Origin of the sequence: Steroidobacter sp. (assembly GCF_016790065.1) — a bacterium.
Lineage (GTDB): Bacteria > Pseudomonadota > Gammaproteobacteria > Steroidobacterales > Steroidobacteraceae > Steroidobacter.
The window spans coordinates 1-20989 of the sequence record NZ_JAEUPY010000934.1 but is presented as its reverse complement, the minus strand read 5'-3'; the positions used below and the strand labels follow the sequence as shown (position 1 = coordinate 20989).

Below are 20989 nucleotides of genomic sequence, written 5' to 3'. Positions count from 1 at the left end.
AACAACTCATGTCGCGTTCCGAAATATTCTCCTGGCGCCGGTGGGTGGGCATCGCGCTCACCGCCGTCGCGCTCTCGGCCCCGGTGGCTCGGGCCGCCGAGGTCAGCTTGTTGAATGCTTCTTACGATCCGACCCGCGAACTCTATGAGGAGTACAACAAGGCGTTCTCGGCCTACTGGAAACAGAAGTCCGGTGACATCGTCACCATCAAACAGTCGCACGGCGGCTCGGGCAAACAAGCGCGCACCGTCATCGATGGCTTGCCGGCTGACGTGGTGACGTTGGCGCTGGCCGGTGACATCGACGCCATCGCCACCACGGGCAAGTTGTTGCCGGTGAACTGGCAGTCGCGTCTGCCGCACAATGCCTCGCCCTACACTTCGACCATCGTGTTCCTGGCGCGCAAGGGCAATCCCAAAGGCATCAAGGACTGGGGCGATCTGACCAAACCCGGCATCTCGGTCATCACGCCGAATCCGAAGACTTCCGGCGGCGCGCGCTGGAACTATCTCGCTGCTTGGGCGTGGGCATTGAAACAGCCGGGCGGCAGCGAAGCTGCAGCGAAGGACTACATCAAGAAGCTGTTCAGCCATGTGCCCGTGCTCGACACCGGTGCACGCGGCTCCACCACGACCTTCGTTCAACGCGGTATTGGCGACGTGCTGCTGGCGTGGGAAAACGAAGCGTTCCTGTCGATCAAAGAACTGGGCCCGGACAAAGTGGAAATCGTAGTGCCCAGCCTGAGCATCCTGGCCGAGCCGCCGGTGGCTGTGGTCGACAAAGTGGTGCTACGCCGAGGTACGCGCGATGTGGCCACCGAATACTTGAAGTATCTGTACAGCCCGGAAGGCCAGGAAATCATCGCCAAGAACTTCTATCGGCCCATCGATCAGACCGTGGCCGCCAAGTACGCCAAAACCTTTCCCCAGCTGAACCTGGTGACCATCAAGGATTTCGGCGGTTGGAGCGAGGCGCAGAAAGTGCACTTCGCCGACGGCGGGGTCTTCGACCAGATCTACGCGCCTCAATGAGGGCCAGCGTTGGCTAGGGCGTGATGGATTCGAGCGAGCCCTCTTCGGCAACCAAGGGGGCTTTTTTAATAAGCGCGAGGTTCGCTCAATCGTCGTCGTCTTCGCGCTTGTTCTGTTCGACGCGCTTCCGCAGCTCCATCCATTCCTGCAGCTTCTTCAGATCGGCTGGCTTACGCGCCGGTGCCGCCGGTTTGGCACCGGGCTTGAGAGCGCCGCCGCCGGCACTATTGTAAGGGTTAGTGCCAACCTTGCCGCCAGGTGTCGAGGAATTGTCGTAAGGATTGAAGCCGCCGCCGGGCACTGGCTTGGCAGCGGGTTTGGCACCAGGCTTGGCACCGGACTGATCGATGCCGGGCGGACGCTCGTTGACCGCGGTATCGGCGATCGACAGGTCGTTCAAGTCCAGCTTCTTCAAACGCTGCGTGCTGATGTCGCGGCTGTAGACGCCGGTTTCGAGTTGCCATTCCCAGACTGAGTTGCCGCGCTCATCATAGGAGATCCTGCCGGAACGCTTGTCGGTGGGGTCGGGGGCGGCGTCCGGGCTGGGCGGTTCCTGGGATGATTTATCCCCGGGCTTGCTCATGAGAGCCATCTCGCTGATTAGGATGCGGCGGATTCTGTGCCGCCCCAGAACACAAAGCAATCGCTGCCAAGACGTTCATGAGCAAAGTGCGAAGTACCGCTACTACAAAACCTGAATTGGCCCGTGGCTTCGCCGGAGTCTTTGCTTACAGCACTCGCGCGCTCGAGTTGGTGTGGACCACCAGCCGTTCGCTCACCATTGCCTTCGCGTTGTTGACGTTGATCGCCGGTGCTTTACCGGCAGCGGTCGCTTACGTCGGCGCACTCATCGTCGATGCTGTGGTCGCCGCCATTCAGGGTTCAGCGAGTGCTCGCGAGGCGCTGACCGATCACGCTTTACTGCTGGTTGCTGCCGAAGGCGGTTTGGTCGCTGCAATTGCTGGTGCGCAACGCGGCCTCAACTTATGTCAGTCGCTGTTGCGCGCGCAGCTGGGAAACCGGGTCAACGTCATGATCCTGGAAAAAGCGCTGACGTTGGAGCTGTCGCACTTCGAGAACTCCGAGTTCTACGACAAGCTCACCCGCGCACGCCGTGAAGCATCCAGTCGACCGCTGTCGCTGGTGACGCGGACCTTCGGCTTGTTACAGAACGGAATCTCGTTGTTGAGCTTCGGTTCGTTGTTATTGCACTTCTCACCGTGGGCAGTCGCGTTATTGATTCTGGCCGGTCTGCCTGCGTTCCTGGCCGAAGCCAAGTTCTCTGGCGACAAGTTCCGCCTGTTCCTGTGGCGGTCGCCGGAAACGCGCATGCAGCACTATCTGGAAACGGTGCTGGCCCGTGAAGACCATGCGAAAGAAATAAAGCTATTCGGGCTCGGCTCGCTGTTCTTGAAACGCTATCGAAACATTTTCGGCAAGCTGTATCGCGAAGATCGCAATCTCACCATTCGTCGCGACACCTGGGGATTTTTCCTCGGCCTGATTGCCACGGCGACGCTGTACGGCGCGTATGCATGGATCGCGCTCTCCGCCATCGCGACTCGTATCACGCTCGGTCAGATGACCATGTACCTGATGTTGTTTCGTCAGGGACAGTCGGCCGTGTCGGCGATCCTGTCGGCGGTCGGCGGCATGTATGAAGACAATTTGTATCTGTCGACGCTGTACGATTATTTGGAAACGCCCGTCAACGGCAACACTGGCACAGCGGTGCGCGGCCCGAAGCCCGACGACGGCGTGCGGTTCGAGAAGGTGAGCTTCACCTATCCGGGCGCCGAGCAACCGACCTTGATCGACATCGACTTGCACGTTCGCCCGGGCGAGTCGTTGGCGCTGGTCGGCGAGAATGGCTCGGGCAAGACCACGATGATCAAGCTGCTGACTCGTTTGTATACGCCGACCTCGGGCCGCATCCTGCTCGACGGCCAGGATCTCCGCGAATGGGACGAGTCGACGCTGCGCGATCGTATCGGCGTCATCTTCCAGGACTTCACGCGCTACCAGCTGTCGCTCGGCGAAAACATCGGCGCCGGCGACGTCCAGCATTTCGAGGACGAAACACGTTGGCGCGAAGCCGGCGAGAAAGGCATGGCCGCCGCCATCGTGGAAACATTGCCGGAAGGCTATCGCACGCCGCTGGGCAAGTGGTTCAACGACGGTCGCGAGCTGTCCGGCGGGCAGTGGCAGAAGATCGCACTGTCACGCGCCTTCATGCGCTCGCGGGCTGACATCCTGGTGCTCGACGAGCCGACCTCGGCGATGGATGCAAGTGCCGAAGCCAGCATCTTCGAACATTTCCGCACGCTGACCCACGGTCGCATCGCGATCCTGATCTCACATCGCTTTTCCACGGTGCGCATGGCCGATCAGATCGTGGTGATAGAAAACGGGCGAGTCGTGGAGCGCGGCGGCCACGAAGCACTGATGGCATTGGACGGGCACTACTCGCGGCTGTTTTCGTTACAGGCACGAGGGTATCGATAAAGAGTTATCGTTAGCTCGTGCTTATCGATGCGCCGGGTGGGATCAAATAAAGTTGTTTCACCGGCACAGTACGGGCCGATATCGGGCAAACACCGTGACAGCACCAGTAGCAAATGTTATTCACTCCTCATGTCCAGCTCTGAATCGACTTCAATGCGGTCTGCGACCGTAGCGGCTCCCGTTGCCAATGCCTGGCTGACACCCGCCGAGCTGTTGTTGCTCGGCGCGGTATGGGGCAGTTCGTTCTTGTTCATGCGCATCGCCGCCAAGGACTTCGGCGCGTTCGCCTTGGTCGAAGTGCGACTGGCGTTAGGTGCGCTGATCCTGCTGCCATTTCTGTTTCGAGTGAAAGATCGGCTGACACGCTCGCACTGGCTGCGCTTCCTGGGCATCGGCATCATCAACTCGGCCGCGCCGTTCGCACTGTTCGCCTGGGCGGCTCAGCGTGCACCGGCCGGTGTAGTGGCGATCAGCAATGCCACCGTGGTGATGTTCACCAGCATCGTCGCGTTCTTGGTGTTCGGCGAGAAGATCAGCAAGCGCAGCGCGCTCGGCTTGCTGCTGGGCTTCGTCGGCGTCGCAGTCCTGGCGAGCGGCAAGACTTCGGGTGGCAGCGTGTTGCCGGCAGCGATGGCCGGCGTGTGCGCCTCGATCCTGTATGCCTTCGGCGGTAATTTCAGTAAGCGCTATTTTCCGGATCTGCCGCCCAGCGCCGTTGCGGCCGGCACGGTGTTGTGCGCATCGCTGGTGGTCGCGCCGCTAGCGATCGCAACCTGGCCGAGCACCCCGATTCCGGCACTTTCTTGGCTTTCCGCGGTCATGCTAGGAGCACTGTGCACGGGCCTGGCGTATTTCCTTTATTACAGGCTGCTGTATCGCATCGGTGCGCCCCGGGCGTCGACGGTCACTTATCTGGTGCCATTGTTCGGCGTAATCTGGGCTTGGGTGTTCTTGAACGAACCCCTGACCATCAGTATGGCCAGCGCCGGTGCCTTGATTCTGGGCGGCGTGGCTTTGAGTCAACAACGCGCTCCTGCACCTAAGCCGTGAAGGAGCCCAGCAACGCAACCGACGAATAGGTGAGCTCGATGAATGCCCGCGAACAAGAAGCCGTCCTGACCATTGCCTTGCTCGCTGCATTCGCCGACGGCGCCAAGGACGACCGCGAGCGCGAAGAGATCAAACGCATCGCCGACTCTTTGGCCGGCGAAGCCGGCGCGCCGCAACTGGCTCAGCTCTATCAGAGCGTGCTGCTCAAACGAGTCAACGTATCGCAGGCCGCCACTGCGCTCAGCGATCCAACGCATCGACAGCTTGCGTATGAAATGGCCGTCTGTGTTTGCGATGCCGATGCAGTCGCCAGCCCGGCCGAACAGAAGTTTCTGCAAGAGCTGCGAGTCGCGCTCAGCCTCGACGCTCAACAAGCCCAAGCCGTAGACAATGAAGCCGCTGCGCTTGCAGATGCGCCGCTGCCCAATGTACCGGTCGCTGTGCCCGCAGCAGCAGCGACGTCCACCGCGCAACCGGCCGGCGGCGCTGTGAGACAAGCGACCATGTCGGACGCCGAACTCGACAAGTACATTCTGAATCACTCCATCGTCAACGGCGCCATCGAGTTGTTGCCACAGTCGCTCGCGACCATGGCCATCATTCCGCTGCAGATCAAGCTCGTGTATCGCATCGGTCAAGCTTACGGAGTGCAGCTCGACAAAGGTCACATCCGTGAGTTTCTGGCGACCGCTGGTGTCGGCCTCACGTCGCAGTACGTCGAACAGTTCGGTCGCAAGCTGCTCGGCGGTTTGCTTGGCAGTGTTGCCGGCGGACTCGGCCGCGGTCTCGGTCGTGCAACTGCAGGCGCAGCGCTTTCCTTTGCAACGACATACGCGCTCGGTCAACTCGCGAAACGTTATTACGCCGGCGGCCGGCAAATGAATACGGCGCTGATCCAACAGACGTATCAGTCGTTACTCGGCCAAGCGAAACAAATTCAAGGTCAATACTCGTCAGAGATCCAGCACAAGGCCAATACATTGGATGCGGGTCAAGTGCTGTCGATGGTCAAGAACGCCTGACACGTCGGCAGCTGACGACAGCGATTTTCAAAAAATACAGGTGAGGGGAACCTCGTCGGCGCCAGCGGTATTCAAAATCCAGTGATTGCCGCAAGACGAGGAGACCCTCCATGAGTTTACGTACCAACCTGCTCTACTCCGCGCTGTTCGCAGCCAGCACCTGCATGGCCTCTGCGGCATGGGCCCAGGTGCAAGAAGAACCCACCCCTCAGGCCACTGAAGCGCCTGAAACCAGTTCTGCTCCGGCCGCGAACATAAGCGATCAGAAGATCGAGCAATTCGCCGATGCGTATGTCGCGGTCCAGACCATCCAGGAAAAGGCCGCTTCGCAGCTGCAGACCGCCAAAGATCCTGCGCAAGCGGATCAAGTGAAGGCCACTGCAGAGTCGCAGATGATCGCAGCGGTGGAAAAGTCCGGTTTGAAGGTCGACGAGTTCAATCAAATCGTCGAGACGATGACGGCTAATGCGGACGTGCGCGAGCGCGTCGCTGCGAAGTTGCAGGAACGTCAGGGCGGCGGCTAATCCGTCACCCGGCATGCGCGGTTCTCCATCTACATTGACGCAAGTGGAGAGCTCGGCTTTCTTGCACACCGACAGCCCGATGTGGATCAACACATCGGGCTGTCTCTTTATCTGGATCTCAAGAAAGCTGCACTGACAGCATCGAGATCGAACCGCCGTCGACGCCATCCACCGGGAAGCTGACGGTGTCGCCCGGCAAGCGCGCACCCAGAACGTAGAGCAACGGCAAGTAGTGCTCAGGCGTCGGCGCAGAGAGCGCCGCATCCTTCCCCAACTGTTCGTAGTCGATCAGCGGCTGATGATCACCCGCCAGCAGCGACGCACGCACTTGCTGCTCGAAGCGAACGGCCCAGTCATACGGCTCGACCACTCGTCGTCCCCAGCCATAGGCATGCAGGTTGTGAACGATGTTGCCGCTGCCGACGATCAGGATGCCGCGATCCCGTAACGCTGCCAGCTTGCCGCCAAGTTCGTAGTGCTGTTGAGCGGTGAGCGTCTCGTCGATGCTCAATTGAATGACCGGCACATCGGCATCAGGATACGAGTGACACAGCACACCCCAGGCGCCGTGATCCAGGCCCCACACATCGTCCAAGCGCACTTGCGGACCGAGCAGCTCGCGAACTTCAACCGCAACGTCGGGACTGCCCGGCGCGGGATACTGGTATTCGAAAAGCTCGCGTGGAAAGCCACCGAAGTCGTGAATGGTTTTCGGCTTCGGCATGGCGGTGACTGCTGTATACGGCACATACCAATGCGCCGACACACACAGCACGGCTCGCGGCTTGGGCAAAGCGGCGCAGGTCTGCCGCCAGGCTCGCGTGTATACATTGTCGGCCAGCGCGTTCATGGGATTGCCATGCCCGAAAAAGATCGCCGGCAGACGTGGGGTTGCACTCACTCTACAGCTCCGCAGTGACAGAGCTGGAAGTATTGGACCCAGCGTGCCCAGTTACCATGGGCCGCCGAGCATAAGTGTTATGACGGCTGTTACGACGGTAACAGCAGGAACGCATCAGCCACCGCTTCTCGCGGCGACAAACCTTGTTCGTAGAGCGGGCGCCACGCGTCCCAATCTACGTCTTGCTCGCCGACTTCAGTCAGCACTTCGCTGAGATCGGTCCTGATCAAGTTCACCACGGCCCCTTGCCATTCGTACCAAGTGGTCGTGTCCGCGTTGTTGTTCATCGTCTTCGCTCCCCGGACTCATCCGGTCAGGCGCCGCTGTGCGCCCGCGCGCCAAGTAACGCTTCAGGGTGTCTGCAGTTCCCGTCACCCTTGGTCTCTAGGAGGGTCACCGGGGACTGCCGACCGAGCGTACCGCAAGCCGATTGCGCGTCTCCACCTGGCACCGTTTAGTGCATGTGGCTCAAGAGCAACGAGGCGAGGTTGGCATAGTTGCCATCGAAATGATGACCGCCACTAAGTTTCACTACTTGCAACGCTTTGGCGGCCGGCTGTGCGCACAGCGAATCTGTTTCATCGGCACCATACACACACAGACCGCGAACGCCTTTCATTCTCAAAAGCTCCGGCGCGACCGGAATTGCGCCTTTGTCTGCGCCCAGCCAGTTCTGTAAATGGAACTCGAAGACCGCGGTCTGCGACAGCGACAGCAGACCCACCAGGCGCAAGCGCTCGCGCGTCGCGGCCGGCAAGCGATTCACCACGAACGGCATCACGTCGGCGCCTTGCGAAAAGCCGATCAACAACACCGACTGTTTTTTCCACGCGCTCATGTAGTGGCGTAACAGTCGATCCACGTCAGCAGCCGTGCTCTCGGGCGTGCGTGCTTTCCAGAAGTAGCGCAACGAATCCAGGCCGACCACCGGCATGCCTTGCTTGGACAACGCGGCTGCCAATTCTTTATCGATGCCGGCCCAACCACCATCGCCGGAAATCAGGACCGCGAGCGTGTCGTCGCTCTTGCCCGTGGCTGGCACTTCGACGATGGGCAGGTCCTTCAACTCGGCGGCATTCACTGGCGGCAGTCCGCGAGTACGCGCTGCCAGGCGTTGAAAGGCAGCTGCGAATTGCGGTTCCCAAGTGTGGAAGTCGCCGTCGCCATAGTCGTCACCCGCGACCGCGACGATTTCGGCTTGCTTCACCTTGGCCAAAAATCCTTTGGCCGCATCCCGGCACTGACGATCGTTGACTCCCTGCAAGACCATCCAGGGCGCACTGAGTGGCGGAGCCGTCGCCGCTTTGCTCGACGGACACAATGGCTTCTTCAAATTGCGCATCGGACAGAAGCCCAACGAGATGCCACCGCCGAACGTGCCGGCCGGCGCCTGCGCCAACATCGCATGCACGAACTCCGCGCCGGTGCGCTCACCGATCAGCAAAGCCGGTCGATAAGTTGGCAGTCGATAGTAGGCTTGCAAGAAGTGGCTTAGATTCTCCAAGTCGCCATCGGGCGAAACACAGTTGCCACCGTCTTTCTCCAGATTACGAAAGAATGCCGGCGCGTCGATGCCGGCGACCAACGCACCCTGGCGCGCGAGCGATTGAGCGATGGGCTCCAACTCAGTGGACCAGCCGCGCTCGCCGGAGAAGAACAAGACAGTCTGTCGCGGTTCGCCTTGCGGCCGATACACAGCGATCTTGTCGAAGCGACCATGCGAAAGCGTTTCCGCCAGCGCGTCCGGCCCGAACACCACCAGCAGCACCACATACCAGCAGCGATACAACCTCATTTCGCGATGATTCCTCGCAAGCCGCCGCCGATCAGCGCAGCGACGTCCGCCAATGTGAGCAGCGGCGTCAGCCCGCCGCCCGCAACCAGGTAGCGAGGTTCCCACACTGGATCGAACTTGTCTTTGAAACCGCGCAAGCCGCGGAAGTTATAGAACGTTTCGCCGTGATCGAACAGCAAGCGCCCGAAGCGGTGCCAGCGCGGCGCCAACTCATGACTGGCCATGCCCGACATGGGCGCCATGCCCAAGCCGAAGCGCTGATAACCCTCGGCCTGGAAATGCAGCATGAGCTTGGTGAACAGGAAGTCCATGGTGCCGGCCGGTGCCAACGGCTGCTGTCGCATCAGGTCGATGCTGGCCTCGTTCTTCACTTGCGTGGTCAGCAGGTTGGCGAACGCGACCAACTGCCCATGCTGACGCACCAACGCAAACGGCTGCCTGACCACATACGGCGGATGAAACGTGCCGAGCGAGAAGCCCTTCTCGCGTGTGTCCTGTCCTTCCAACCAAGCATCCGAGACGACGCGCAATTCAGGCAGCAGTGCCGCCACTTCATCAGGCTGCGCGATAAAAAACTCCAGCCCATCGCGCTCACCGCGATTGATGGCCTGTCGCAAATGCGAGCGCTTCGACCCCTTGATCGTGAACTCTTGTAGCTGCACGTACGCGTACTCGCCGAGCTTGAACGCTCGCAGGCCCGCGTCGAGATACAGCGGCAACGATTCGCCGCGCACTTGATAGAAAGTCGGCCGGCCACCGTGATCGGTCGCCAGTTCGATGAAGCGCCAGATCAACTCGGGCCATTCCGCCGCCCGCCCCACTGGATCGAACAACGAGATCCAGGAACGCCCTTGCCGGCCATACATGATGAAAGCGTTGCCCTGGGTCGAGAACAGCAAATGCTTATCGCCCATCAATGCGAGGTTGGCTTCCGCCGACGATTGCACTCGCACGATGCTGCTGGCCTTATCCAGCTCTTCGGGCGGCGGCAGGTCCGGCTCACCCGGCGACGGTCGCAACAGCTGCCAAAGCGCGATGCCGAATCCCGCGACCACGACGCCGACCATGGCTCGCAACGAGCGCGGCGCATTGGCGTTGAACTCGAACTGCCACCACAACTCATTGGTGTAATCGACGCTGCGGTAGACGAAGAACAATAGAAACACCGTGGCTGCCACCATCCACACCACGGAGATCAACCACACCCCCCGCAGCGGATTGGAAAACAGCGCCGAGCGTCGATCGAATTGAGCGCGCGACAGATACAACAGAATCGCCAGCAAGATCAGATAGCACGCCTGAATCAGCGCGAACCCTTTGGGCATGGCGAGCACCGCCGCAATCAATGCCAATACGAACGCGGACCACCAAGCGGCATCGAGACGATGTAACAAGCCACGAGCAATCACGATCATCGCGAAGCCAGTGACGCTACCGAGAAAGTGCGACGCTTCGACCAACGTCAACGGCACTTGCAACGCCAGCATGTCGGTGGCCTGTGCAGACGCCGGCGTCACACCCGACACGAGCAGCCAGCCACCCGCGATGAACGTCATCGTCGCCAACAGCATCGGAGACAGGCGAACCGCGGCGCGCCCGATGGGAGCAGCGATGCCCGAACGCACTTCATAAGCCGCGAGCAAGATGGCCGCGACTACCAGCGGCAACAAATAGTAGACGACGCGATAGAGCACCAGAGCGCTGACCACATGCTCCACCGGCGCCCGGTCGCCGCATGCAAGCAGAATCACCGCTTCGAAGACGCCCAAGCCGCCGGGCACGTGACTCAGAATGCCCAGCACCAGCGCAATCGAATACCACGCCATGAAAGCAGCTGGATCGACCGCACCTTCGGGCAGCAGAAACCACAGCGCAGCGGCCGAAGCGAGCAGATCGAGCGCCGAAATCACCAGCTGTTGCACAGCCAGCTTGGCCGGCGGTAAGCGCACCTTCCAACGCCACGCGACCATGACTTCGCGACGGCGTGCAGAAAGTGCAATGAAGGCGATCACCGCCAATAGCACCGCCCCCGCTATCACTCGCAACAGCCAGGCCGGCATGTGTGCAAGCTGAGCGACTCCTTCAGCGCCCCACAACAAGCCGGCCGCGCCGAAGGCCGCCGTGCCGAAGGTGAACGCGCTGGCGTTGAATGCGATGACTTGCGCGACCTTGTTGGCGTCGATGCCGGCCGCCGTATACAGGCGCATACGCACGGCGCCGCCGGTCAGCACTCCCAGACCGACGGTATTACCCAGCGCGTAGGCGATGAATGAGGTCAGCAGAACGGTGGAGCGCTTGATCCGCACCTCGGCGTACTTCATCGCCGAGAGGTCGTAGCCGGTGAGGATCAGATAACTGAGCGCGGTGGCCAGCAGGGCCAGTAGCAAGTCTTGCAACGGCTCGGCTTCCATCTGTCGCATGACTTCGGAGAACCGGACTTCTGCAAGCAATACACGAAAAGCATCGAACAGCAGCAGGCTGATCAGACCGGCACCCGCCGCGATCAACCAGATGCGCCATCTTGCCCAGCCCCCGCCTGCCGCTTCGGCCACTGTGCGTCGGTTCCTGTTCGACCCTGAAGCCCGGCATTTTGCCGCGTGGCCGGTACCAGAACATTACGTTATTGACACGACTGGCCGGACGGCCTGTTTACAGGTCTCGCAGAAAGGCGCGATCCACGGCCGCTTGGGGGGTGCGGCCTTCTTCATACAACGGACGCCAGGCGTCCCAATCGATATCGGCGTCCTTCACATCCTGTAGAACATCGCGAAAGTCGAAACGAATCACTGCGACCACGCCGGCCCGCCAGTGCAACCACGACTGCAACATCGCTCACCTCCACCGAACCGCGACGAGGAGAAAAGGTCCCCCTCGTCGCCGGTGAGGGTCGTCGACGAGAGGGCTAACTTGACTGCTTGCCCAGGGGGAGAAGCGGCTTGCAGCCTGCGATGCGCAACCTGGTCAGTCGCTACATCGCTGGTTGCTAATGTACCGGGCGAGGGTCATGGGATCAGTCGAGCCTCGGTGATACGACGGTTAGCTAGCCTGCGTTTGAGCTCAATCTCCGGTTATCAAGCATGTGCAGATAGCGACACGATCTTAGTCGGCCACCAGCTTGTAGCCTGCGCCCGGCGTGGTTTGCAGCACTTCGGGTGCCGATGCGTCGGTTTCGATTTTGTGACGCAATCGATAAATGAGCTGTTTGAGCGTGCGCCGTTCGCGTGCCGTCGCTCGGCCCCACAGATGCAGTAATAATTTTTCTGCAGTGACTGTACGACCTGGCGTGATCATCAGCAACTGCATCGCTTTCAATTCCAACGGCGTCAGTCGAATCGGTGCCGCCGCGCCGAACTGTAGAGTTCGCTGCTCCGGGTCCAAGCGTAATTTACCGGCAGTCACCGGGCCGGAATCGAACGGCTCCGAACGGCGAATCAACGCTCGCACCCGCGCCAGCAAAGCACGTGGGCTGAAAGGCTTGTGGACGTAATCATCGGCGCCTGAATCGAACGCTTCGATCAGATCTTCTTCCACGTCGCGCACGGTGAGCATCATGATGGGCACCGGCGAACGGCCGCGAATCTCACGGCAGACTCGCAAACCATTCGGCTCCGGCATGTTGATATCCAACAACACCAGGTCCGGCGAATCGCGCTGGAACGCCTGCAAGGCGCTCTCGCCATCGATGGCGGTACAAATGTCGAACCCCGCTTGCATCAGCGTAAAGCCGATCAGCGCCCGCAAATCAGCATCGTCATCCGCGACCAGGATTCTCATGGCTCAACGCCGCTCCGTAGCCAATAGGGCAGCCAGCTTTTCTGCATGGCCACGTAATTCATGAGCCGCGGTTGCTTCCCAATGATCGGCTCGCAACATCGGCCCGACATAAAACAAATGCGGCCCCGGCCAACCATCGGCGTCGATGACGGCGCCGTGCGGCCCGGTGCGTAAACCCAGTCCCAACTTGTCGGGGACACACAGTCCGCATTGGGTGAGGTTGCGCCACAGCGGCTCGGTGGAACGCGCGATGGCGTAGTCGGGACCGATGCAATTGATGACTCGATCGAACTGCTGGGCACGCGTGCGATCGGTGCCACGCGGGCGCCAGATCACTTCGATGCGGTCGTCGCGCGGGATGAATTCTTTGATGTGGCCGGCGTGAATCGTCAGCCGCTGCGCACTCTTGAGCGCGTCGAACTTCTGGATCAGTTCGGGCGGCAAGCGATGACGATAGATATCCCAATGCGCACGCACGTGACGCAGGAAGCGCACGCGATCGCGCTCAGGCAGGCGCTGCCAAATGGTCGGCGCCATGTTACGAACGAACGTGATTGCCTCGCGCCAATCGCCGCCCATCTGCTCAGCTTCATTGGCAAGCAAACGCACCGAGCTGACTAGCCGACGCAACGAAGCCGAGGCAGCCAGCAGCAACGCATTGCCGTCGCCTTTGAATGCATCGGGACGAAACGGTGTTTGTCTCGGCGGCACCAGACCATGACGTGACAACGCATGGATGTTCGGCGCTCGCTGCAGATCCGAAGCGGCGACATTGACGACGTCGGCCGACGTTAGACTGGTGCCGATCAACAGCACGGTTTGATTACGATTGAACTTCAGATCGATGGCCCACGGGTCGCCCACGTAAGCCGGATGATCCAGAACGCTTTTCGCGGCCGGTAACGACGCCGGTTTGGGATTGCCCAGCGCCAGCACCACATCGTCGGCGGTGAAGCGACGACCGCTTTCCAGCTCCACCTGCAACGGCAGATGACGCTCGATCCGACGCACGCCAGTGACCGTACCTTTGACGATCTCGAGACGGATGTTGTTGGGTGCACTCAGCTGCGCGGCCAGCAACAGCTCATTCAAATATTCGCCGTACAGCGTGCGAGGCAGGAAGTCCTCGCCGGTAGCCTTGGGAATGCGACGCTGCGCGAACTCCAAAAACTGCTTGGGCGCAGTCGAAGTCGCCGACATACGGCTGGCCGGAACGTTCAGCAAATAGGGAAAGCTGCGCTCGGCATAAGCGGCGCCACGCGCCACCTCGTCGGCGCGTTCGATCAACACCAGGCGAGTCGGTCCGGGAGGCGGACGTCGCAGCAGATTGGCGGCCACCACGGTGCCGCTGAAGCCGCCGCCGACAATGACTATGGTTCGAAGCAATCCCGCCAAACCGCCGCTCCCAAAAGCAAGAGGAGCGACAGCCTAGGCGAGCGGCGGTATCAAGTCTGTAACGTGACAGTCACGAAATGGCACAGGAAATACGACGACAATACAACCGGTTTATAACCACAGCGGCCACCGGTGTTTTGGGCATTACTCGACGACGAGTTTGTATCCCGCGCCCGGCGCCGTTTGTAACATCTGCGGCACGGCTGGATCGATTTCGATCTTCTGGCGCAGTCGATGCACCAGCTGTTTGAGCAGCTGACGATCGCCCGAACCCTTGTGACCCCACACCTGCATCAGCAACCGGTCGGAGCTGACCGTGTGACCGGCGTTGGCAATCAACATTTGTAACAAGCGCAGCTCGAGCTTGGTGAGCCGCAACGGCTCGCCGGTACCGACCTGCACGGTGTGCTCGTCGACATCGAGCCGAATGCGCCCGGCCGCCAGCGGCGCAGCGTTTTCCATGCCGGCTCGGCGTAGCAATGCTTTGACGCGAGCAAGCAACGTGCGCGGGCTGAACGGCTTGCTCAGATAATCGTCGGCACCCAGTTCGAGGGCGCGCACCAGATCTTCCTCTTCGCCTCGCACCGTCAACATCATCACCGGCACGCGCGACTTGGTGCGAATTTGTTCGCACACCTGAAAGCCGGTCGCGCCAGGCATGTTGATGTCGAGGATGACCAGATCCGGCCCCTCGCTTTCGAAGGCTTTGAGCGCCTGGGTGCCATCGCTGGCTTTGACCACCAGATAGCCCGCCTGCGACAGCGTGAAGGCGATCAACGCCAGCAAGTCCTTGTCATCGTCCGCGGATAGTATCTTCATGGGTTACTCAGCAATCATTCGGCAGTTTGGCGCAATTTTACTTCGAAACGGGTACGTCCCTCGGCAGTGCGTCGTGCGGCAATACTACCGCCGTGCCGCTCAACGATGGATTTCACGATCCACAATCCTAGACCCAGCCCGCCCGGCTCAGGTTCCTGGCCGCCGCTGCGATAGAAGCGATCGAAGATGGAATTGCTGTCGATCTCGGGCACGCCCGGACCTTCATCTTCCACCCAGCTGGTGACGAACTCGCCGGTTTGTTCGGCACCGATCCGCACCACGCTGTCCTCCGGTGCGAACTTGCTCGCGTTGGCCAGCAAGTTGACGAAGACCTGATTCAACCGCGGCCCGTCACCGTCCACATTGGGCAAATCTTCGGGCAGGTCCACTTCCAGACGCTGGCGCCGTTGTGTCAACAAGGCACCGACCAAGGCTTCGGCATCTTCGACGACCTCGGCCAACGCCACCGCTTGATGACGAATGCTCAGCTGGCCCGATTCGATGCGCACGCTCTCCAGCAAATTATCGATGAGCCGTTGCAACCGCACTGAGCCGCGCTCCAACGACAGCACCAATTCCTTCTGCTGGTCGACGCTCATGTTGTCGAAACCGTCGCGCAGCAGCTCGATGGAAGCGAGCTGAGCGGCCAGCGGCGTACGGAACTCGTGCGAGATGTTGACCAGCACCGAGTCGCGCGCCCGGCGCACACCTTCCAACTCGGTCTCGTCGCGAATGACCTGCACCTGCAGATCGTCCACCGGACTGGAGCTGGTGATGATGGTGATGCGCGGCGGACCTTCGGTCAGCTGCAAACGTTCGGTAACCTGCGAGCTACCTTCGAAGCGTGCACGCAGAATCGGGCAATTGGTCTCGCACGGACGCACACCATTGGTATCGCGGCACGGCTTCAACACGTCGCCGCAGAAGCGGCCGATGGCTTCATGAGCCTGCACACCGAGCAACTGCGCGGCCTGCGGATTCAAGTAACGAATCACTCGTGACTTATCGACCGCGTAGACGCCTTCGACGATGCCGGTGAGCACCGCCTGCGCTTCGGCTTCACGACGCCGCAACGTACCGGTCAGCTCGACCAGGTTGTTGCGCATGTCTTCGATGGTGCGGCTGAGCTTGCCGACTTCTTTGGTGCCGCCGAATGGAATGGACGTCGAGAAGTCGCCGTGGCCGAGTTTTTCCACCGCATCGGTCAAGGTGGCGACCGGACCGGTCACCTGCCGGCCGAGAATGATGCCGGCCAACACCGCCAGCGCGGCCAGAATGATGGCCGTCACCAGCAACCGTTTCGCCAAACCGCCCACCGACGCATCGATATCTGACGACGGCAAACGAGCTTCGAGAAATGCGATGGCTTCGCCGGAGACTGCGAAGATCGGGAAACTCGCGGCGTACAAATCGAGTTCGTCGAGCCGCGCCACTGCCGAGCGACCATCGGACAAACCGGCCGAATGCAACCGCGTGAAGTCATCGACCTTGCGATCCTCGATGAACAACCGATAGTTGATCAGCTGGATCTGAGTACCGACGCGCTCGCTCAGGATCTGCGCCATCCGCGGATCCAACAAACGAGCGACGTACAACCGACGCTCAGTCGCGCCACCGACTTGTGCCGATGCGCCGAGCAGCGCGTACTGCGAGCCGACCGGCACAGCCATGAAACGTTCGCCCTGCTCGGCAGCCGACGTCGCGATCAACTCCCAAGGCAATTCCACGCCGGCTTGAGCGACCAGCGCACCGCCTTCGAATACGGCGCACGAAGCAATGGCGTCCGAGTTGCAGGAACGTCGCAGATACGGCCCGACGGTCGAAGCACGCCGATCCGCCAGCAGCCGTTGAAACGTTTGGCGTTCAGCCACACCTTTGACGTGAGTCAGTGCGTCTTCGCTGTAACGCCGGATGTCTTCGCGAGCCATCGCGCCGGCCAGCTGCACCCGTGACTTGCCTTGCTGATCGGCCAGATCTCGTAACGAGCCAATGGCGGAAATGGATATGCCGCCGACCAGCAGCAGCACGATGGCGACGTTGATGGCAGCGATCCACACCCCGAGACTGGCGCGCGAGGTATCGATCTGCAGGCCATCGATGAACTGCTGAATGCGGTCGATCATGTATGAGAAGAAGCGATCGATCACTTCCTCTTCATCTCCACTAAGGATTTGATGATCAGCGTCAGCACGGCCAGCAGCGTCAACAGTGACGCCACCGCGAAGGCACCGACGAAGTTGTATTCGTTATAAAGGATTTCCACGTGCAACGGCATGGTCGTGGTCAGGCCGCGGACATGGCCGGACACCACCGACACGGCGCCGAACTCGCCCATGGCGCGCGCGTTACACAGGATCACGCCGTACACCAGGCCCCAGCGGATTTTCGGCAAGGTCACGTGGAAGAACGTCATCAGGCCGCCGGCGCCCAAGGTGATGGCCGCTTCTTCTTCGTCATTGCCGAGCTGTTGCATCAGCGGAATCAATTCGCGCGCCACATAGGGAAAGGTGACGAACATGGTGGCGAGCACGATGCCGGGCACCGCGAAAATGATGCTGATGTCCTTCTCTTGCAGCCACAGGCCGAACCAGCCCTGCGCGCCGAACAGCAGCACATACACCAGACCCGATATCACTGGCGACACTGCGATGGGCAAGTCGATCAGCGTGATCAGGAAGCTCTTGCCACGAAACTCGAACTTGGCGATGGCCCAGGCCGCGGCGATACCGAACACCGTATTGATAGGCACGACGATGGCGGCCACCGTCAAGGTGAGCCGGATCGCCGCCAGCGTGTCTTCGTCCTTGAAGCTTTCGAAGTACATCTGCCAGCCCTTGCTCAGGGCGGTGATGAACACCGTGGCCAGCGGCGCAAACAGCAATGCCGCCAGGAAGCCCAGCGACAGCGCGATGAACACGTACTTCAACACCAACGCGATCAGAGTATCGCGGCCCGGCCGGCTCGCGATTTCCGCCAACATCTCCTTGGAAGGACCGCCTGCCATCAGCGACCCGCGGCGACGACGCGCCGACGGCCCCAGGCTTGCAACAGGTTGATGGACAGCAACATCACGAACGACATGGTCAACATGATGAAGCCGAGCGCCGCCGCGCCTTTGTAATCGAACTGTTCCAACTTGATCACGATCAGCAACGGCGTGATCTCGGTACGCATCGGCAAGTTGCCGGCGATGAAGATCACCGAGCCGTACTCACCCACCGCGCGCGCGAACGCCAGCGTAAAGCCGGTGGCGAGCGCAGGCATCACCGTGGGCAGAATGATGCGACGGAAAATCGTGAAACGACCGGCGCCGAGCGTTTCCGCCGCGTCTTCCAGATCGCGTTGTACTTCAGCGATGGCGGGCTGCACCGAGCGCACCACGAACGGCAGACCGATCAAGGTCAACGCCACCACCACGCCGATCCAGGTGTATGCGACTTTGATGCCGAACGGCGCCAGGTACTGGCCGAACCAACCGTTCTCGGCAAACACCGCCGTCAACGCGATGCCGGACACTGCGGTCGGCAGCGCGAACGGCATGTCGATCAACGCGTCGATCAGCTTGCGGCCGGGAAACTCATAGCGCACCAAGGTCCACGCGATGATGAAGCCGAACACGCTGTTCAAGGTCGCCGCCAGAATCGAGGCGCCGAAGCTCAAACGATACGACGCCACGGCGCGCGGATCGGTCAGCACCTTGATGAAATCGTCCCAGCCCATGCTCGCCGTCTTCATGACCAGCGCCGCCAGCGGCACCAGCACGATGGCCGATAGAAAGAACGTGGAAAAGCCCAGCGTCAGACCAAAGCCCGGCAGGATGGAGGGCTGCCGAAAACTCATTGCGGCTTGCTCCCGCCGCCATAGATACGATCGAACAGCGCGCCGTCGGCGAAGTGCTGCTCATGAGCCTTGCTCCAGCCGCCGAACACTGCGGTGATGTTGAACAGCTCGAGCGCCGGAAACTGATCCTTGTAGCGCTCCAGGACCGCGGCATTGCGCGGACGGAAATAATGTTTGGCGGCCAGCTCCTGGCCCGGCTCCGCATACAGATACTGCAAATAAGCTTCGGCGATCTGGCGCGTGCCACGGCGGTCCACCACGGTATCGACGACAGCCACCGGCGGCTCGGCCAGAATGCTGCTGCTCGGCGCGACGATCTCGACCTTCTCCGGACCCAGCTCCTTGATGGCCAGCAGCGCTTCGTTTTCCCAAGCGAGCAGCACGTCGCCGATCTCACGTTGCACGAACGTGTTGGTCGCACCACGCGCGCCGCTGTCGAGCACCGGCACGTGCTTGTACAGCGTCGTTACATACGCTTCGGCCTTCTTTTGAGCAGCTTCGACGGCTTGTTCGGCGGCGGGATCGTCGAGCTTCGACCAGTCGCTGCCCAACTCGGCGCGCAACACCGCGCCCCACGCAGCGAGATAGTTCCAACGCGCACCGCCCGACGTCTTCGGATTCGGTGTGACGACGGACACGCCGTCGCGAATCAAATCCGGCCAATCCTTGATCTGTTTGGGATTGCCCTTGCGCACCAGGAACACGATGGTCGAGGTGTAGGGCGAGCTGTTGTCCGGCAGTCGCTTCTGCCAGTCCGCGCCCAGCCGCTTGCCCTTGGCTTGAATCGAATCGATGTCGTAAGCGAGCGCCAGCGTCACCACGTCCGCATCCAGGCCGTCGATCACCGCGCGCGCCTGACTACCCGAGCCGGCATGCGACTGTTTGATCGTCACCTGTTGCTTATGATCCTTCTCCCATTGCTTGGCGAAGCTATCGTTGATCTCGCGATATAACTCGCGTGTCGGGTCGTAGCTGACGTTGAGCAAGGTCACGCGACCGGCGTGATCGTCGCTGCCGCAACCGGCGAGTGCAGTCAACGCGATCGCGTACACCGCCAACAGGGGTTTTCTCAGGAAGCTCATTCGGCTGCTACTCCGCTGTCCTTACTGGGGCGATACACGATCATCAAGGGATAGGGCACGCCCGAGGTGAACAGAGCACCGAAAGTTTTGCGCAACTGCGCCGGATCCGAGACGCCTAGAATCAACATTTGATCCTGCGATTCGCCGAGCTGGCGCTGCAGTTCTTCGGCGGCGGCACCGAAACGCAATTCAGTGCGCATTTCCAATCCATGCACCGCTTGCGCTTCGGAACGCACATCGAGCAGCGTACGCACACCGAACGGACGCTGCGATTCGCCGCCGGTGCCTTCGGGCAGAATGCCCACATACACCGCTTCAGCTGCGACGTGACGTAGCAAGCTCGCGGCCACCGCCAACGTCGAGCGCCGTGCCGAGTCGTCGGCCCAGTGGATCAGCACACGATTCGGCGGCGTAGTCTGCGGCGGCAACACCAGCACTTCGCCGGCGCCGTTCTGTAACAGCCACTGCACTTGTTCGCCGGCCTTCTGACCAGCGGTGATCACGGCCACACCGGAGACCGGCACGCTGGCCGGCGCATCGCAGGCCGCCAGCGGCGCTTCGTTGCGCTTGATGATGCGCGTCTTCATGCGACTGGCCAGTTCGACCAGGAACGGATGCTGAGCCAAGCGATCGCACGAAACCTCGTCGGCGCCGTAAGCGGTGTAGCTCGACAGCGGCGTCGGCAACACATGAATACGACGCACACCGATGGCTACTGACTGGCCGAGCACCACCGGGAACGCGCGCTGTTCGTGCTGAGTGCGAGTGACATCGAGCAACGCCGTCGGCGCGCTGTTGCCATTGCCATTCGGCGCGGCGAGATGAACGTTGGCAGCGCCGTCGGCCGTCCGCACACGCATCCGTTCGAGCGCGCCGGTGAACACCAGCTCCTCGACGATGCCGTTGGCGATGAAGTTGGTGCGCAAGTTGTCTCGCGTCGGCGCCAACTCCACTTCTTCAGGACGCAACACCGCGACCACTTCCTGCTCGCGACCGCCTTCGAGCTTCTCGACGCGACGAGCATTCACCGGCGTCGCGCCGAAGCGGATGCCCTGCTCAGTCTGGCGCGCCAACAACAGGTTCGCGGCACCCAGGAAGGTCGCAACGAAGCGGGTCGCCGGTCGCGCGTATAGCTCGTCGGGCTTACCACTCTCTAATAGACGTCCCAGATTCATCACGCCGATGCGGTCGGCGAGCGCGAACGCTTCTTCCTGGTCGTGGGTCACCAGCACGGTGGTGATGTTCAACTCA

General features: G+C 61.1%; 19 protein-coding genes. 5 read left to right on the top strand and 14 right to left on the bottom strand.

Annotation, left to right across the window (positions count from 1 at the left end; all coding sequences use genetic code 11):
• Nucleotides 1-8 precede the first annotated feature (8 nt).
• A complete protein-coding gene (locus JNL55_RS37125; protein ID WP_293867145.1) occupies nt 9-1031 on the top strand; it encodes a sulfate ABC transporter substrate-binding protein in 1023 nt (340 codons plus the stop codon).
• A gap of 85 nt (nt 1032-1116) precedes the next feature.
• On the opposite strand, the gene JNL55_RS37120 is transcribed toward JNL55_RS37125, so the two are convergent.
• A complete protein-coding gene (locus JNL55_RS37120) occupies nt 1117-1614 on the bottom strand; it encodes a hypothetical protein (RefSeq protein WP_293867142.1) in 498 nt (165 codons plus the stop codon).
• A 77-nt stretch (nt 1615-1691) separates the two neighbouring features.
• Here JNL55_RS37120 and JNL55_RS37115 point away from each other — a divergent pair, with 77 nt between their 5' ends.
• From JNL55_RS37115 to JNL55_RS37100, 4 genes are all read left to right on the top strand, one after another.
• Nucleotides 1692-3536, top strand: a complete 1845-nt coding sequence (locus JNL55_RS37115; RefSeq protein WP_293867140.1) for an ABC transporter ATP-binding protein — start codon at nt 1692-1694, stop codon at nt 3534-3536.
• 129 nt (nt 3537-3665) lie between these two features.
• Nucleotides 3666-4586, top strand: coding sequence for a DMT family transporter (locus tag JNL55_RS37110; RefSeq protein WP_415923246.1), 921 nt, complete (start codon nt 3666-3668; stop codon nt 4584-4586).
• A 38-nt stretch (nt 4587-4624) separates the two neighbouring features.
• The gene (locus JNL55_RS37105) at nt 4625-5608 is read left to right on the top strand and encodes a YcjF family protein (RefSeq protein ID WP_293867135.1); all 984 of its coding nucleotides are present in this window, start codon (nt 4625-4627) and stop codon (nt 5606-5608) included.
• 110 nt (nt 5609-5718) lie between these two features.
• Complete coding sequence (locus JNL55_RS37100; protein WP_293867132.1) at nt 5719-6132, top strand: DUF4168 domain-containing protein; 414 nt, start codon at nt 5719-5721, stop codon at nt 6130-6132.
• 118 nt (nt 6133-6250) lie between these two features.
• On the opposite strand, the gene ygiD is transcribed toward JNL55_RS37100, so the two are convergent.
• The 13 genes from ygiD to JNL55_RS37035 form a co-directional block, all read right to left on the bottom strand.
• Nucleotides 6251-7033, bottom strand: a complete 783-nt coding sequence (gene ygiD / locus JNL55_RS37095; RefSeq protein ID WP_293867129.1) for a 4,5-DOPA dioxygenase extradiol — start codon at nt 7031-7033, stop codon at nt 6251-6253.
• A gap of 89 nt (nt 7034-7122) precedes the next feature.
• Nucleotides 7123-7320: a hypothetical protein gene (locus JNL55_RS37090; protein WP_293867126.1), complete on the bottom strand. Its 198-nt coding sequence runs from the start codon at nt 7318-7320 to the stop codon at nt 7123-7125.
• Nucleotides 7321-7487: 167 nt separating this feature from the next.
• Nucleotides 7488-8828 carry an AcvB/VirJ family lysyl-phosphatidylglycerol hydrolase gene (locus JNL55_RS37085; RefSeq protein ID WP_293867123.1) on the bottom strand — a complete coding sequence of 447 codons (1341 nt, stop codon included), beginning with the start codon at nt 8826-8828 and terminating at the stop codon, nt 7488-7490.
• Nucleotides 8825-11380, bottom strand: coding sequence for a bifunctional lysylphosphatidylglycerol flippase/synthetase MprF (gene mprF, locus JNL55_RS37080; protein ID WP_293867120.1), 2556 nt, complete (start codon nt 11378-11380; stop codon nt 8825-8827). The genes JNL55_RS37085 and mprF overlap by 4 nt, the downstream gene beginning before the upstream one ends.
• 97 nt (nt 11381-11477) lie before the next feature.
• On the bottom strand, nt 11478-11657 hold the full coding sequence (locus JNL55_RS37075) for a hypothetical protein (protein WP_293867117.1): 180 nt from the start codon (nt 11655-11657) through the stop codon (nt 11478-11480).
• 270 nt (nt 11658-11927) lie between these two features.
• The gene (locus JNL55_RS37070; protein WP_293867114.1) at nt 11928-12602 is read right to left on the bottom strand and encodes a response regulator transcription factor; all 675 of its coding nucleotides are present in this window, start codon (nt 12600-12602) and stop codon (nt 11928-11930) included.
• A gap of 3 nt (nt 12603-12605) precedes the next feature.
• Complete coding sequence (locus JNL55_RS37065) at nt 12606-13988, bottom strand: FAD/NAD(P)-binding protein (protein WP_293867111.1); 1383 nt, start codon at nt 13986-13988, stop codon at nt 12606-12608.
• 153 nt (nt 13989-14141) lie between these two features.
• A complete protein-coding gene (locus tag JNL55_RS37060; RefSeq protein WP_293867108.1) occupies nt 14142-14816 on the bottom strand; it encodes a response regulator transcription factor in 675 nt (224 codons plus the stop codon).
• A gap of 14 nt (nt 14817-14830) precedes the next feature.
• The gene (locus tag JNL55_RS37055; RefSeq protein ID WP_293867105.1) at nt 14831-16963 is read right to left on the bottom strand and encodes a sensor histidine kinase; all 2133 of its coding nucleotides are present in this window, start codon (nt 16961-16963) and stop codon (nt 14831-14833) included.
• Nucleotides 16960-17820: a sulfate ABC transporter permease subunit CysW gene (gene cysW / locus JNL55_RS37050; protein WP_293867101.1), complete on the bottom strand. Its 861-nt coding sequence runs from the start codon at nt 17818-17820 to the stop codon at nt 16960-16962. The genes JNL55_RS37055 and cysW overlap by 4 nt, the downstream gene beginning before the upstream one ends.
• Nucleotides 17820-18656, bottom strand: a complete 837-nt coding sequence (gene cysT, locus JNL55_RS37045; protein ID WP_293867097.1) for a sulfate ABC transporter permease subunit CysT — start codon at nt 18654-18656, stop codon at nt 17820-17822. The genes cysW and cysT overlap by 1 nt, the downstream gene beginning before the upstream one ends.
• Nucleotides 18653-19738: a sulfate ABC transporter substrate-binding protein gene (locus JNL55_RS37040; protein ID WP_293867094.1), complete on the bottom strand. Its 1086-nt coding sequence runs from the start codon at nt 19736-19738 to the stop codon at nt 18653-18655. Before JNL55_RS37040 ends, cysT begins: the two co-directional genes overlap by 4 nt.
• Nucleotides 19735-20989, bottom strand: a 1255-nt coding sequence (locus JNL55_RS37035; protein WP_415923245.1) for a TOBE domain-containing protein, incomplete at its 5' end; no start/stop codon positions are given. The genes JNL55_RS37035 and JNL55_RS37040, both read right to left, overlap by 4 nt.